We start from the raw sequence: 14034 nt of genomic DNA, 5'->3' as shown, positions 1-14034 counted from the left end.
ACTTATCAACACCGAAGGGTATATATCGAGGAGGAAATGTTGAAAAACTTTGACGGAAAAATGTGTGCAAATACTGCCGTTTCTGCACCTCGACGGCTTTCTGCAGTTGTGCTCGTGCAGATTCAATCCCCAAATATCCATGACGGCTGCTATCGCACTTACAGAAATTTTTGATGGCTGACATGCAAATAAAGAGAATGCCCTGCGAGAGTACTGCTACTCTTACAGGGCATAGCCTTTGTTTTGCGCTGAGTGGTGTGTCGGTCGATCAGAATGCAGCACGGATCTTCTCTGCGGCTGCAGCCAGCTCTTCCTGCGAGGGCGTTAGCTTTTGGCGCCCGAAGTGCATATCTACCTCCGACTGCATCGGTACCAGGTGGATATGTGCATGAGGCACTTCGAGGCCTATCACCGTCATCCCCACTTTCCGGCAGGGGAAAGCGCGCTTGATGGCGGCAGCCACCCGTTTGGCGAAGATGGTCATCTCACTCAGATCAGCATCGTTCATGTCGAAGATGTAGTCCACCTCTTGTTTGGGTACGACCAAAGTATGCCCGTGGGCAAGGGGATTGATGTCGAGAAAAGCGAAGAACTTATCGCTCTCGGCAATCTTGTGGCAAGGAATTTCACCTGCGATGATACGGCTGAAAATAGTCATGGAACAAACTTTTTGTGTTTATAAACTAATGTCTATAATCTCGAATTCCACCAGTCCGCTCGGTACCTTGATCGAAACCGCATCGCCGATTTTCTTACCCATCAGACCTTGCGCGATAGGCGTATTCACGGAGATTTTGTTTTCTCTCAGGTTGGCTTCCGAGTCCGAGACGAGGGTATAGGCCATCACGGCACCCGTCTTCACGTTCTTGATCGTCACCTTGTTCAGTATCTGAACGCTTTCGGTACTTACTTGCGATTCGTCGATGATACGGGCGTTGGCGATCAGCCCTTTTAGCTGTGCAATCTTCGTCTCGAGGATCCCTTGAGCTTCCTTTGCTGCATCGTACTCGGCGTTTTCGGATAGATCGCCCTTGTCGCGTGCTTCTGCTATCTGCCGAGAGATCTCGGGACGCTGTACGCTTTCGAGTTCGGCCAGTTCGGCCAAAATCTTATCGTATCCTTCCTGTGTAATATAATTGTATGCCATACTTTCTTGTGCGTGGTGTTAGTTTAGAAAAACAATCCTTCATGCTGCTCTCGGCAGCCATTCTCACCCAAAGCTAAAAAAGAAGCCCGGAAGATACCCATATATATGGAATGTCTCCGGAACTCTCACTGTCCTTTGCTTTGGCTATTTGCGCAATTTCGCGTCCGCTGCAAAGATAGTAATCTTTCTTATATGAGCGACTTTAGCCCTCCGGTTGACCCCTGATCCGACTTCCTGCAAGTCTGCTTGGAGCCTCTGCTTCCTCCTCTCTTAATCGGGCAGTGGAGACGCTTCTACCGATTCGCGCAGACCCTTCTGATCGATCAAAGATCGAACTTCTTCTCCTTGTAGTTGTCTTTCGATAAAGGATGGGAAATGGGACGGTTAGCCCGAAAGATGAAAATGATTTTTTCGAGCCAAAAACGGTCGACTTGCGGCACGTGTTTTCGCGAAAACTCGCGCGAGAAAAAAATCGTTTTGGCGCGAGAATTTTTTACTTCCCGAACCAAAACAAAAATTTTTACGCGCCACGTTTTTTCGGCGCACGAATCGAAAAAATCTCGCTCGTAAATGTCCAAAGGGGTACGGAGGCTCGGGGAACTTCGGATTCCTGTCGAAGTGTGGGGATTTTTGTCTTTTGTCGGGCGTAAGTCTCCGTACTCTCGATCTTTTCTACGTCCGAACGAACTGTGCCTTGCGCTAGTGCTCGAAATTTTAAGCTGCCGAGCTCCTTGCCTGAAATGGAATTTGGGAAAAGTGGTATATTTGCAAGTCTCATCCAAAAGTATGCGGCATCATGGGTATTCGTGACAAAAGAGCAAGTCTCAACAATAAGAAGCAGCGCATCTTAGCCTGGTGGAGTCGTCATTGGTACGTCAAGTACCTGGTGGTAATCGGCTTCTTCTTTTTGGTGACGTTTGTTTTCGGCGATGCCAATATCAGTAAGCAGATTCGCTACAAAAGCCGTATCAACAACCTAAGGAAAGAACTACGAGAGGTAAAGGAACGCTATCATCAGGACAGTGTGCGTCTGGAAGAAATCCGAGCCAACAAACAAGGAATCGAGCATACGGCCCGAGAGTTGTATCTGATGAAGCGTCCCGAGGAAATCATTTTCCTGATCAGGGACAGCGTCCGCAATCAATATTAATGAAATAGGCAGATAGGGATGAATCCGCAGCAAATTCGCGAAATAAGCTACCGCGTCGGCAGCCTCTTTTTGATATTCGGGGCAGCATGCAGGCTGGTGCGCTTTGCGCCCGGAGATTATCTCTATGCTTTGGGCGCAGTGCTCTACTTGCTGTCCTATGCTCTGTCCCCTGTCGCGGATTTGGATACTCGCACGCGAAGACTCTATAGGATGAATGTCCTTTCCGGAGCATTCTTTGTTGTTTCTGCCGTATTGGTATTTATAAGAGAGGATTCGCTTTGGCTCCTGTTTTTTTCCATCGGCGTCGTCTATATGATTTATGCCTCCTTGCTTTTGCTTTTTAAGAAAGGACAAGGGGAGCAAGATAAAAAGAAGAAATAAGACTCTTCACTAACGAAATATGCAACCCTCCAAAAGTCGGTCGCCGCGCCTGAGGCGTCAGTCGGACAAGGTCTTCGAGGTCAGAGAAGAAGACACCCTTTTGCCATTTCTCATTGGCATACTGAAGGATAATAGTCGCACAGCCGTCAAGCAGATCTTGACGGGGCGGCGTGTTTCCGTCAATGGCATACCTACCACACGACACGATGCGGAACTGAAAGTCGGCGACAAGGTTGTCGTACATCGGACACAGGTACCGGAAGAGCTTCGCCACCCTTTGGTGCGCATCATCTGGCAGGACGATTATTTCGTTCTGATCGAGAAGAAAGCCGGTGTGTCCACCGTAGCCAGTGGTGTCAATAAGGATAGGACTGCTCTGCGTATTGTTAGCGATCATCTCAAGCAATACGACCCCGAGCTGAAGATCTTTATGCTGAACAGGCTGGACAAAGACTCTGCCGGAATGGTGCTTTTTGCCAAGAGCAAAAAAGTGCAGGCCTTCGTGGTGGACAAGTGGCAGAAGGTGGTATTGGAGCAGCGTTTCGTGATAGCCATCGAAGGGGATATGCCCGATGCCGAAGGTACACTGGATGCTCCTCGACATCAAATGCCGACCAAGGGCAAGCAGTCTCGCATCGTGCCCGAAGCACCCTCCGGCGATTCGGCCGGAACGGCTCGTTACAAAGTCATTCGTCGGGGACCGGTATGCTCGCTCGTGGAGGTAACACTACTGAGTGGTCGGAACAATCAGCTCCGTCGGCAGATGGGGCAGCTGGGGATCCCGATCGCAGGCGATTGGCGGCAGGGTAGTTCTTTCCGCCATCTGGATTGCCTGGCTCTGCAGGGGACGCGCTTCGTATTCCGCCATCCGGAAACCGGTGAGACGCAGGAATACAAGCTGCCTTTGTCCAAGCTCTTTCGCAGGCTGATGCATATCGAAGAGGGTTCTGCAGCAATCGAAACAATATCGAAGAAGAAAACGCGTTCCAAATAGGTACCTGACTAATTTTAATAATCCAACATATAATAATGACAAACATGAACCTCAGAAACAGCAAATGGACGGTAGCTTTAACCCTCCTGTTTCTCTCTATGTTGCCCATTGGGGCATCTGCCCAGATTATCAAGGACGTAGTCGTTTGGAAGACCTCTTTGCAGGACAGCGATACGCCCGAGAAAACATTGGTGTTTACGGCGACGATCAAATCCGGATGGCACCTTTATGACCAGAACCTTCCCGAGGATGGCCCTACATCTACGGAGTTTCTGTTCGATAAGATGACAGGAGCCAAACTGGTCGGTAAGGCTACTCCCGACAAAACTCCCATCGACCAATACGACAAGCAGTTCGAAATGAATCTGAGGTGGTATGAGAAGACTGTCTCTTTCCGCCAGAAAATTCAGGTGACGGATCCTGCCAAGTTCTCTATCAAGGGTGGTGTCCGCTTCATGGCTTGTAATGATGAAAACTGTCTGCCTCCCGAAACGAGCGACTTCTCTTTCGATGCTTCGATGATCAAGAGCAAGGCGGCAGCTCCTATTACCGAAGCAGAGGCCGCAGAAGCTGATATGGCTGCCGAAGCGGTTGCTGCTGAGGTTGCAGCGGATACCGCATCGCAGGCCGATGCTGCCGATGCTCTTTCGTCCAAAGCAGACCTGTGGACGCCGGTTGTGAGCGAACTGCGTGCATACGGCGATGATACGCTCAAACAGGCGGAGAGTGCTCCCTGGAAGATTTTCCTCTACGGTTTCCTCTATGGTTTTGTCGCTTTGCTTACTCCTTGCGTGTGGCCGATGATCCCGATGACGGTGAGCTTCTTCCTCAAGCGTAACAAGGACAAGAAGAAAGCCGTGAGAGATGCCTTCACCTATGGAGCTTCCATCATCGTTATCTATGTAGTGCTCGGCTTGCTCATTACGGGTATTTTCGGTGTCAATTCTCTGAACAGTTTGGCCACGAATGCGGTCTTCAACATCATATTCTTCCTACTGCTGGTAGTCTTCGCCATCTCTTTCTTTGGAGCATTCGAGCTGGTGTTGCCGTCATCTTGGACTAACAAACTGGACAGCAAGGCAGACTCTACAACCGGTTTGCTCAGTATTTTCTTCATGGCCTTTACGCTGGCTTTGGTGTCTTTCTCATGTACCGGTCCTATTATCGGTACACTTTTGGTACAGGCCGCTACGGCCGGCTCCAAACTGGCTCCGGCCATGGGTATGCTTGGCTTTGCCACTTCATTGGCTTTGCCCTTTACCCTTTTTGCCGTCTTCCCCAGCTGGTTGCAGGGCATGCCTAAGAGCGGAGGATGGTTGAATATGGTGAAGGTGGTACTCGGCTTCCTCGAATTGGCGCTTGCTCTCAAGTTCCTTTCCGTGGCGGACTTGGCCTACGGCTGGCATATTCTCGACCGTGAGACCTTCCTCGCTCTCTGGATTGTCATTTTCGCTCTGCTCGGTTGCTATCTCTTGGGATGGATTCGTTTCAGTCATGATAGCGAATGGCCGTATCTCTCTGTGCCGCGTTTTATGATGGCTACCGTTTCTTTGGCCTTTGCCGTGTATATGATCCCCGGCTTGTGGGGTGCTCCGCTCAAGGCCGTGAGTGCCTTTGCACCACCGCTCCACACGCAGGACTTCAATCTTTATAGTGGCGAAGTTCATGCTCACTTTACGGATTATGAGGCCGGTATGGCTTTTGCTCGTCAGGAGAACAAGCCTGTGCTCCTCGACTTCTCCGGCCATGGCTGCGTGAACTGTAGAAAGATGGAGAACGCCGTATGGATCGATCCTACGGTAAAGAGCATGTTGGAAAAGGACTATGTGCTCATTACCCTGATGGTGGATGAGAAGAAGCCTCTGGCCGAACCCCTGACCATCGTTTTCGATGGTAAAGAGAAGACTCTCCGCACCGTAGGCGACAAGTGGAGTTACCTCCAGAGCCACAAGTTCGGAGCCAATGCTCAGCCTTTCTATGTGGCTATTGATCATGAGGGCAAGCCTCTGAGCGCATCCTACTCATATAATGAAGATGTACCTCTGTACGTAGACTTCCTGAAAGGTGGTTTGCAAGAATTCAAAAAGCGCAAAAACAAGTAATCGTTTTTCATCAGGCGATGCATACACGCGCTGAGAAGTTGGAGGCTTTCGGCCGTCTGCTGGATGTCTTGGATACGTTGCGAGAGCAGTGTCCGTGGGATCGGAAACAGACGAACGAAAGCCTTCGAACAAATACAATAGAAGAAGTCTATGAGCTGAGCGAAGCTCTCTTGGGCGAGTGTCCGGACGAGATTCGCAAGGAGCTTGGCGACGTCCTGCTGCACGTAGCTTTCTATGCCAAAATCGGAGAGGAGAAAGGCCAGTTCGATATTGCTTCGGTCTGCCATGCCCTCTGCGACAAGCTGATCTATCGGCATCCGCATATTTACGGCGATGTGCAGGTGGAAAATGCTGCCGAAGTGGTACGCAACTGGGAGCAACTCAAACTCCGAGAAAAGGATGGGAACAAGTCCGTTCTCGCCGGTGTGCCGAAGTCTCTTCCCGCTTTGGTGAAGAGCTATCGCATGCAGGAGAAAGCTGCCGGCGTAGGCTTCGACTGGGAGCAGCGAGAGCACGTATGGCCGAAGGTGGACGAGGAGCTGAACGAAGTCCGAGGAGCTATTGCCTCTGAAGATACCGATGCCATGGAGGCAGAATTCGGGGACTTGCTCTTTGCCGTGGTGAATGCTGCCCGTCTTTATGGTATCAATCCGGATAATGCTCTCGAACGTACCAATAGAAAATTCGACAGCCGTTTCTCCTATGTGGAGATGCGAGCCGGACAGCAGGGCAAAGCCCTCAAAGACATGACTCTTTCTGAGATGGATGCGCTGTGGAATGAGGCAAAGCAGAAAGGATTCTAACCTCGTTCCAAGGGGAAAAAGCTATCTTTGTAAGCACGATTTAGCATTATTACTATAATGAACGAAGACATTAAAAAGAATACCTCGGCATCGGAATATTCGGCCAGCAATATCCAAGTATTGGAAGGCTTGGAAGCTGTCCGCAAGCGACCGGCCATGTATATAGGTGACATCAGCGAAAAGGGATTGCACCATTTGGTCTATGAGGTGGTAGACAACTCGATAGACGAAGCTTTGGCCGGATACTGCGACAATGTAGAGGTAATCATAGAAGAAGATAACTCCATTACGGTTCGTGACAATGGTCGCGGTATTCCGGTGGACTATCACGAGAAAGAAGGTAAGAGTGCTCTCGAAGTGGTTTTGACCGTACTGCATGCCGGAGGTAAGTTTGACAAGGGTTCATACAAGGTCTCCGGAGGTTTGCACGGAGTGGGTGTTTCCTGTGTGAATGCGCTTTCCACGTATTTGCGTGCTGAGGTGCATCGTGACGGGAAGATCCATATGCAGGAATTCAGCTGCGGCAAACCGTTGCACGATGTGGAGGTGATAGGCTCCACGGATCGTACGGGGACAACTATTCAGTTCAAGCCGGACAGCTCTATTTTCTCTGTTACGGAATACCAATATTCGATACTGGCCAAACGCCTTCGTGAGCTTTCCTATCTGAATGCGGGGATCACTCTTTCGCTGACGGATAAGCGAATACTCAAGGAAGACGGTAGCGGTTATAAGCAAGATGTATTCTATTCGGAAGAAGGATTGAAGGAGTTTGTCCGTCACCTCGACCGCATGAAGGAACCACTGGTGGACAACGTTATCCACATCGTTACCGAGAAGCAAGGGATCCCCGTGGAGGTAGCCATGACGTACAATACTTCCTATCTGGAGAATGTATATAGCTACGTCAATGACATCAATACGATCGAAGGCGGTACGCACTTGGCCGGATTCCGTCGTGGACTTACTCGAACTTTGAAGAAGTATGCCACGGACTCCAAGCTTTTGGATAAGGTGAAGGTGGAGATCACCGGCGACGACTTCCGCGAGGGGCTGACTGCCGTGATCAGTATCAAGGTAGCCGAACCGCAGTTCGAAGGTCAGACCAAGACCAAGCTCGGCAATAATGAAGTGACCGGTGCAGTCGATATGGCTGTAAGCGAAGCTCTCGAATACTATCTGGAGGAGCATCCGAAAGAAGCTAAGTTGATCGTGGATAAAGTCGTATTGGCAGCAACCGCTCGTCAAGCAGCCCGTAAGGCTCGCGAAATGGTGCAGCGCAAATCGCCCTTGTCCGGTGGAGGACTGCCGGGTAAGCTGGCCGACTGCTCTTCCAAAGATCCGGAGCAGTGCGAACTCTTCCTCGTCGAGGGTGATTCGGCCGGTGGAACCGCCAAGCAAGGACGCGACCGTGAGTTTCAGGCTATCTTGCCGCTGAGAGGAAAGATCCTCAATGTGGAGAAAGCCATGCAGCACAAGGTATTCGAAAGCGAAGAAATCCGCAACATATATACTGCTTTGGGGGTGACGATCGGAACGGAAGAGGACAGTAAAGCCCTCAATCTCTCCAAACTTCGCTATCATAAGGTGGTGATCATGACCGATGCTGATGTGGACGGTAGTCATATCGCTACGCTCATCCTTACGTTCTTCTTCAGGAATATGCGTACGCTTATAGAAAACGGCTATGTCTTCATCGCTACTCCTCCTCTCTACCTTTGCAAGAAGGGGAAAGAACAGGAGTATTGCTGGACGGAGCAGCAGCGGCAAGCGTTTATCGACCGTTATGCCGATGGTAATGAAAGCCGTGTGCATGTACAGCGTTACAAGGGTCTTGGTGAGATGAACGAGGAACAGCTTTGGGAGACGACGATGGATCCGGAGAAGAGGACGCTTCGTAAGGTGACGATCGAGAATGCTGCTGAAGCAGACGCCATATTCTCCATGCTGATGGGAGATGAGGTGGGTCCGCGCAGGGAGTTTATAGAAGAAAATGCTACTTATGCAAGAATAGATGCTTAGTCCTAAGAACTATCAGTACTATCCTGCGGCGCTCCGACAGCTCTATGAAGAGCTTGACGGTGCGCCGCAAGCTTTTGAGGGAGGAGAGTCTCCTTCTCGGCCTGTTATCGGCTTGACGGCCAATTACAATGCCTCCGGCTCGTGTATCGCCAGAGCCTATACCGAGTCCGTGATCCGTGCCGGCGGTTTGCCTCTACTTATTCCTCTGACTGCGGATATGAGGACTATACGCCATTATGCTACGCTCATCGATGGACTGATTCTTTCCGGTGGAGACGATTTGCTCCCTTCCTATCTGGGAGAAGACCCGATCCCCACACTGGGCGAAGTCAATCCTGAGCGAGATCGGAGCGAACTGCTATTGGTGGCCGAAGCCTCACGCCGCAATGTGCCGATCCTCGGTATCTGTCGGGGGCATCAGCTCCTTGCGACAGCTTTCGGTGGAGGGATGTATCAGGACATATATGCCCGGTTGGAAAATCCGCTGGGGCATAATCCGAAAATCCCCATATCGTTTGCGGCACACCAAGTCCGCTTGCAAGGCGATTCCGTATTGGCTCGGGTACTTGGCCTAAGCGATGGCAAATCAATACAAGTCAACAGCCTGCATCATCAGGCAGTCAGCAGAGCACCGAAACCTTTCCGCGTGACAGCCCTTTCGTCCGATGGCATTATCGAAGCCATGGAGGCCTATCCGGAGAAGCCTATCCTCTCGGTACAGTGGCATCCGGAGCAAATGGCCTATGCCGGTGATACCCGTCAGCAGAAGCTGTTCGATCATTTGGTCGCCGAGGCATCTCTCTTTGCCAGAGCCAAAGCGGTGCACCGCTCTGTAATTGTGCTGGATTCGCATGTGGATACGCCCATGCATTTTACTCCGGATTTCGATTTTATGAAGAGAGGAAATACGCTGGTCGATGGCCCCAAGATGTGCGAAGGACTTGTCGATGCCTGTGTCATGGTTGCCTATCTTCCGCAGGGCGAGCGCGATGATGCCTCACTGAAACAGGCTACGGACTACGCTACGGAGAAACTGGAGGCTATTCGTTCCCAAGTGCTCTTGCATCCCGAAAGTCTGATGCTGGCGACCAATCCCGAAGAGGTGCGAGAGGCTAAACGTAGAGGTTTGCGTGCCATTATCCCCGGCATAGAAAACGGCTATGCCATAGGCAAAGAGTTGGCTAATATCGAGCGGTTTCGTGACATGGGCGTCTGCTATATCACGCTCTGCCATAATGGCGACAACGATATATGCGACTCTGCGCGTAAGAGCAAGCATGAGCATAACGGCCTGAGTGACTTTGGTCGGGAGGTCGTTCGGGAAATGAATCGGTTGGGGATTATGGTGGATGTATCCCATACGGCTCCTACCACCGTTCGTGATGTCCTTCAAATCAGTACTGCCCCGATCGTGGCCAGTCACTCTTCGGCTCGCGCCCTATGTGATCATGCACGCAATCTGACAGACGAAGAAGCCCTCGCCATAGCCCGCAATGGAGGAGTGGTACAGGTTTGCCTCTATGCCGGATTCATCTTCGAGCAGGAGGAAGAGGCTTCTGTGCGGCATGCTGCAGACCATATCGACTACCTCGTCAGGTTGTTGGGCATCGAGCACGTAGGTATCGGTTCTGATTTCGATGGAGATGGGGAGTTAGTCGGCTGTAGGGGAGCCAATGACCTGATCAATCTGACTGTCGAACTTCTACGTCGCGGCTATACTTCGGATCAACTCAAGCTACTTTGGGGCGAAAATTTTCTTCGAGTAATGCACGATGTGCAAGAAAGATCAAAGTGTCACTAGATGTAGTCTTTCGGCGCGTTTTAGCTGCCAAAGATTCGATTTTGGTGTACAATTATTTGCAAATGTGAAAATAACCTCTATCTTTGCATCGTGGTTTTTTCATAATAGTATTAGATTTTAAGGTTAACAAGAAGATCGAAGGCTGTCGGGAGACATTCTTTAGATTGCGAGATCCCGACCTGTGCTTATTGCGCAGGGCGGGTTTTTGTTTTTAAGGCGATCTTTTTTTGTTACTCGTTACCCTTGTCCGAAAGGATCTCAAAAAGAGCAAAAAGCGGAGGAACAGAAAGTTTAAGATGTCGGACAGTGAGGTCATGACTGTCCTGGTCCCGTTTCATCTGTCAAAATACCGAGATTTGAAAGCTTTTTATCTTCATACCACCCACTCTTGTCGATCCGAGTTTCCACTTCTTCTCTCTTATAATCGCTTTGTAGAGCTGCAAAGCAGGGTGGGCTTCAAGTTGATAGCATTTCTCAATATGTAGTCGTCCCTTAAAGAACATTTTTAAGGGACGACTATATAATAGGGCTGTATTGTTAGTTCTGAGGAAGATTGATTAGCCCTAAACAAACATCTCCACCCCAGTTGCGGTCTTGGGTGGAGTTTTTTTACTCGTAAGTTTTTGGGTGTAGAAAAGGGCGTAAATCTCATAACTTGCTGATTTACACCCTTGTTTGCGGAGAGAGAGGTCGGTGAACCTTTCCTCTTATATGCTTAAAAGTCAATGCTTTTATTTTTCCAAACTTGTTATCGGTAACGATTTAGGCACAAAATTTAACACCTAATTGTCCACCTTTGACCTATGCTTGTCTGCATATATCTTGGGTTCAAAGATACAACATATTTCTTAATAAACAATCATTCTGAATAAGAATAACTTAGCTCAGGTGCAAGGTGCAAGTCTATCTATATATAGATACTTGCACCTTGCACTTGTTTCTGACTTGTTTTGAAAAAATGCAGTATTTTATGTCATTAATGTAATCTCTTGCTATTAATAAGTTTAAAACTCATACTCCTTGCTTACTCGTATTCTGAACGAAATCACTATCTTTGCATCAGGTAAATAGATTTTTTACGGATTCGTCCGTTTTATATAACATAACGTTCGCTGAACGTCTCACCACGAAAACTGGCACTTTTCATACAGACGAGACAACAGTCGCAATGTTCATACTATACGAAAGTATGGCGTGGGCTTGCCTGTTTCGTCTGTGGGTATGCCAGTACCTCGTGGTGGAATAGTGTGAGTTCCACGCTTTTTCTTTTGAGGTACAGCGAGCAACAGTATAAACACTAAAATCAAGAAACATGGGAAAGATTAAAGTTTACATTGCCGCTTCACTCGATGGATACATCGCTCGACCTGACGGAGATTTAGATTGGCTAACCGAATTTCCAAACCCCACAAAAGAAGACTATGGGTATAATGAAATGCTAACTTCTGTAGATACTGTTATCATGGGAGGAAGAACTTATCATGAATTATCATGCATGGATATTTTATGGCCATACAAGGATAAGAAAACTTTTGTGGTATCTCATAAAGCGATAGATACAAAAGAAAACATAGAGTTTATAACAGATAATATTATCGAACGAATATCTGATCTCAAAAATAGAAGCAGTCAGGATATTTGGCTAGCTGGTGGTGGAGAATTAATCACCATGTGCATAAATGCAGGCTTGGTTGATGAGATGCAAATCTGCTACATCCCCGTAATTTTAGGTTCAGGCATTCCATTGTTTCCCAGCAACCCCAAAGAATCTAATTGGGAATTGAGAGAAAATATTGCCTACGCTTCCGGCATTATAAAATTGAGTTATAGACTATTGAGATAATCACGTATGTAGCATTTTGAAGAAATGGTTAGGTTTATTCGACTATTATTCATACATTTGCAATCGAATTTAAAAATACTCTGATGAAAATAAACAATTAATAGTTGGTTTTAATTAAACCGACACCATAGAGTTCTACATACCTTCGGTTTAATCCGATTCCTCTTTGGAATCACTATTAATTGTTGCAAAATGAGTATTATCGTCAGTGATGTTTCTTATCACTATTTCAATCAACATACACTATTCGAGTCTGTAAGTTTTTCTGTTTCACGTGGCGGGAAAGTATCTCTTATTGGCAATAACGGAGTAGGAAAATCAACCCTACTAAAGTTGTTGGCAGGAGAACTTATGCCTTCTTTCGGTAATATCCGAACAGAATCCAAGCCTTACTATGTTCCCCAGCAGATAAACATCAAAGAGCAGACTATTGCCGAAGCTCTCGGAGTATCAGAAAAACTAAATGCTCTCAACGCAATTTTTGGAGGAGCTTCTGAACAGGTTTACTATGACACTCTAAACGATGATTGGGAGGTAGAAAACAGATGTCGTCAAGCTTTAAAATACTGGGGATTAGAAGGCATCGAACTTGATTCATCTATCTCATTATTAAGCGGAGGAGAAAAAACGAAAGTTCTATTGGCGGGATTGGCTCTGCATAAGCCGGAGATTGTTTTACTCGATGAACCAACCAACCATCTTGACCTGTCTGCTCGGAAAATATTATATGAATACATCCAGAACACAAAAACTACAGTTGTAGTTGTCAGTCATGATGTTAGCCTGTTAAATCTTTTAGATACAACATACGAGTTGTCTCCAAAAGGAATTAGGCTATATGGAGGGAATTATGATTTTTACAGAGAACAAAAAGAGATAGAAGATCGGTCTTTAGAACAGCAAATTGATGCAGAACAAACTGCCCTTCGGGTAGCTCGAAAAAAAGCACAGGAAGTTCGAGAACGACAAGAAAAACGTACCTCGCAAGGTGAACGAAGCAAACAAAAAGGTGGTATTGCTCGAATCGTTATGAATGCTCGTGGTAATTTAGCAGAAAACAGTTCTGCCAAATTGAGAGAAAAGCATTCAAATATTATTGACAATACCAGACAACGCCTATCTGCATTACGGGATCGCCAGCTACAAAACACAGAATTGAAAATAGATTTTGAGGACACGAAACTACATAACGGGAAAATTCTAATCTCTGCCCACGAACTCAATTTCGGATATGTGAAAGATAAATTTCTTTGGCAATCTCCTATCGATATTGAAATAAGGAGTGGTGATCGAATTCACATTCGAGGGAATAACGGCTGTGGTAAAACAACTTTTCTGAAATTATTGCTTGGAGAATTATCTCCAATACAAGGCAAAGTTATCAGATCTGATTTTTCGTATGTCTATCTCGATCAAGAATATGAGCAGGTAAACCAACCTCTCACTGTATTGGAATTAGCAGAGCAGTATAATAAAGACAATTTGGCAGACTATGAAATTAAAATCCGATTAAACCGAGCTTTATTTCCACTGGAATCGTGGAATAAAAATTGTCAAACGTTAAGCGGAGGCGAACGTATGCGGCTTTATCTCTGTTGTTTAATGATATCAAATCACATTCCTGACATTTTTGTTTTAGATGAGCCTACAAATAATCTTGATTTATCAAGCTTGTCGATTTTGATGGAAACAATCAAGAATTATCGGGGAACAGTCTTGATTATTTCACACGATGAATATTTCATCAACGAAATAGGAGTAACAAATAGTATTCAACTATAATTAAATTGA

13 protein-coding genes and 1 pseudogene are annotated in these 14034 nt (G+C 47.3%); 11 read left to right on the top strand and 3 right to left on the bottom strand.

Features of this window, described 5'->3' with window-relative positions; all coding sequences use genetic code 11:
- Positions 1-268: 268 nt before the first annotated feature.
- The 3 genes from HQ49_RS08005 to HQ49_RS11445 all read right to left on the bottom strand — a co-directional run bounded on the left by HQ49_RS08005 (position 269) and on the right by HQ49_RS11445 (position 1620).
- Positions 269-658, bottom strand: a complete 390-nt coding sequence (locus HQ49_RS08005; protein ID WP_018964986.1) for an HIT family protein — start codon at positions 656-658, stop codon at positions 269-271.
- 18 nt (positions 659-676) lie between these two features.
- The gene (gene greA, locus HQ49_RS08000) at positions 677-1147 is read right to left on the bottom strand and encodes a transcription elongation factor GreA (RefSeq protein WP_018964985.1); all 471 of its coding nucleotides are present in this window, start codon (positions 1145-1147) and stop codon (positions 677-679) included.
- A gap of 323 nt (positions 1148-1470) precedes the next feature.
- Complete coding sequence (locus HQ49_RS11445; protein WP_369684610.1) at positions 1471-1620, bottom strand: hypothetical protein; 150 nt, start codon at positions 1618-1620, stop codon at positions 1471-1473.
- On the opposite strand from HQ49_RS11445, the gene HQ49_RS12750 reads away from it, so the two are divergent.
- The 11 genes and pseudogenes from HQ49_RS12750 (at position 1550) to abc-f (ending at position 14025) form a co-directional block, all read left to right on the top strand.
- Positions 1550-1717, top strand: a complete 168-nt coding sequence (locus tag HQ49_RS12750; RefSeq protein ID WP_235315070.1) for a DUF1661 domain-containing protein — start codon at positions 1550-1552, stop codon at positions 1715-1717. The genes HQ49_RS11445 and HQ49_RS12750 overlap by 71 nt on opposite strands.
- Positions 1718-1943: 226 nt before the next feature.
- Complete coding sequence (locus tag HQ49_RS07990) at positions 1944-2297, top strand: FtsB family cell division protein (RefSeq protein ID WP_039419400.1); 354 nt, start codon at positions 1944-1946, stop codon at positions 2295-2297.
- Positions 2298-2315: 18 nt separating this feature from the next.
- Positions 2316-2678, top strand: a complete 363-nt coding sequence (locus HQ49_RS07985; protein ID WP_018964982.1) for a hypothetical protein — start codon at positions 2316-2318, stop codon at positions 2676-2678.
- Between the two features lie 19 nt (positions 2679-2697).
- The gene (locus tag HQ49_RS07980; RefSeq protein WP_039419398.1) at positions 2698-3672 is read left to right on the top strand and encodes a pseudouridine synthase; all 975 of its coding nucleotides are present in this window, start codon (positions 2698-2700) and stop codon (positions 3670-3672) included.
- A 35-nt stretch (positions 3673-3707) separates the two neighbouring features.
- Entirely contained in the window at positions 3708-5774 is a 2067-nt protein-coding gene (locus tag HQ49_RS07975) for a protein-disulfide reductase DsbD family protein (RefSeq protein ID WP_052073466.1), read from the top strand.
- A gap of 17 nt (positions 5775-5791) precedes the next feature.
- On the top strand, positions 5792-6577 hold the full coding sequence (gene mazG, locus HQ49_RS07970; RefSeq protein ID WP_039419397.1) for a nucleoside triphosphate pyrophosphohydrolase: 786 nt from the start codon (positions 5792-5794) through the stop codon (positions 6575-6577).
- Between the two features lie 57 nt (positions 6578-6634).
- Positions 6635-8599: a DNA topoisomerase (ATP-hydrolyzing) subunit B gene (gene gyrB / locus HQ49_RS07965; RefSeq protein WP_039419395.1), complete on the top strand. Its 1965-nt coding sequence runs from the start codon at positions 6635-6637 to the stop codon at positions 8597-8599.
- Entirely contained in the window at positions 8592-10400 is a 1809-nt protein-coding gene (locus HQ49_RS07960; protein ID WP_039419394.1) for a gamma-glutamyl-gamma-aminobutyrate hydrolase family protein, read from the top strand. Before gyrB ends, HQ49_RS07960 begins: the two co-directional genes overlap by 8 nt.
- A 266-nt stretch (positions 10401-10666) precedes the next feature.
- Positions 10667-10882 (top strand): annotated as a pseudogene (locus HQ49_RS10860) (IS982 family transposase); the annotation flags it as partial.
- Positions 10883-11712: 830 nt separating this feature from the next.
- Positions 11713-12243, top strand: a complete 531-nt coding sequence (locus tag HQ49_RS07955) for a dihydrofolate reductase family protein (protein WP_039419393.1) — start codon at positions 11713-11715, stop codon at positions 12241-12243.
- A gap of 192 nt (positions 12244-12435) precedes the next feature.
- Positions 12436-14025, top strand: a complete 1590-nt coding sequence (gene abc-f, locus HQ49_RS07950; RefSeq protein WP_039419390.1) for a ribosomal protection-like ABC-F family protein — start codon at positions 12436-12438, stop codon at positions 14023-14025.
- Positions 14026-14034: the final 9 nt, after the last annotated feature.

It is taken from the genome of Porphyromonas gulae (genome assembly GCF_000765945.1).
Classification (GTDB): domain Bacteria; phylum Bacteroidota; class Bacteroidia; order Bacteroidales; family Porphyromonadaceae; genus Porphyromonas; species Porphyromonas gulae.
Note: the sequence above shows the minus strand (reverse complement) of the source record. Positions and strands in the feature narration are given on the sequence as shown.

Excerpts from the sequence above, each read along its gene's own strand:
- HQ49_RS08005 (WP_018964986.1), bottom strand. The coding sequence starts at position 658 with ATGACTATTTTCAGCCGTATCATCGCAGGTGAAATTCCTTGCCACAAG.
- greA (WP_018964985.1), bottom strand. The coding sequence starts at position 1,147 with ATGGCATACAATTATATTACACAGGAAGGATACGATAAGATTTTGGCC.
- HQ49_RS12750 (WP_235315070.1), top strand. The coding sequence starts at position 1,550 with ATGATTTTTTCGAGCCAAAAACGGTCGACTTGCGGCACGTGTTTTCGC.
- HQ49_RS07990 (WP_039419400.1), top strand. The coding sequence starts at position 1,944 with ATGGGTATTCGTGACAAAAGAGCAAGTCTCAACAATAAGAAGCAGCGC.
- HQ49_RS07985 (WP_018964982.1), top strand. The coding sequence starts at position 2,316 with ATGAATCCGCAGCAAATTCGCGAAATAAGCTACCGCGTCGGCAGCCTC.
- HQ49_RS07980 (WP_039419398.1), top strand. The coding sequence starts at position 2,698 with ATGCAACCCTCCAAAAGTCGGTCGCCGCGCCTGAGGCGTCAGTCGGAC.
- HQ49_RS07975 (WP_052073466.1), top strand. The coding sequence starts at position 3,708 with ATGACAAACATGAACCTCAGAAACAGCAAATGGACGGTAGCTTTAACC.
- mazG (WP_039419397.1), top strand. The coding sequence starts at position 5,792 with ATGCATACACGCGCTGAGAAGTTGGAGGCTTTCGGCCGTCTGCTGGAT.
- gyrB (WP_039419395.1), top strand. The coding sequence starts at position 6,635 with ATGAACGAAGACATTAAAAAGAATACCTCGGCATCGGAATATTCGGCC.
- HQ49_RS07960 (WP_039419394.1), top strand. The coding sequence starts at position 8,592 with ATGCTTAGTCCTAAGAACTATCAGTACTATCCTGCGGCGCTCCGACAG.
- HQ49_RS07955 (WP_039419393.1), top strand. The coding sequence starts at position 11,713 with ATGGGAAAGATTAAAGTTTACATTGCCGCTTCACTCGATGGATACATC.
- abc-f (WP_039419390.1), top strand. The coding sequence starts at position 12,436 with ATGAGTATTATCGTCAGTGATGTTTCTTATCACTATTTCAATCAACAT.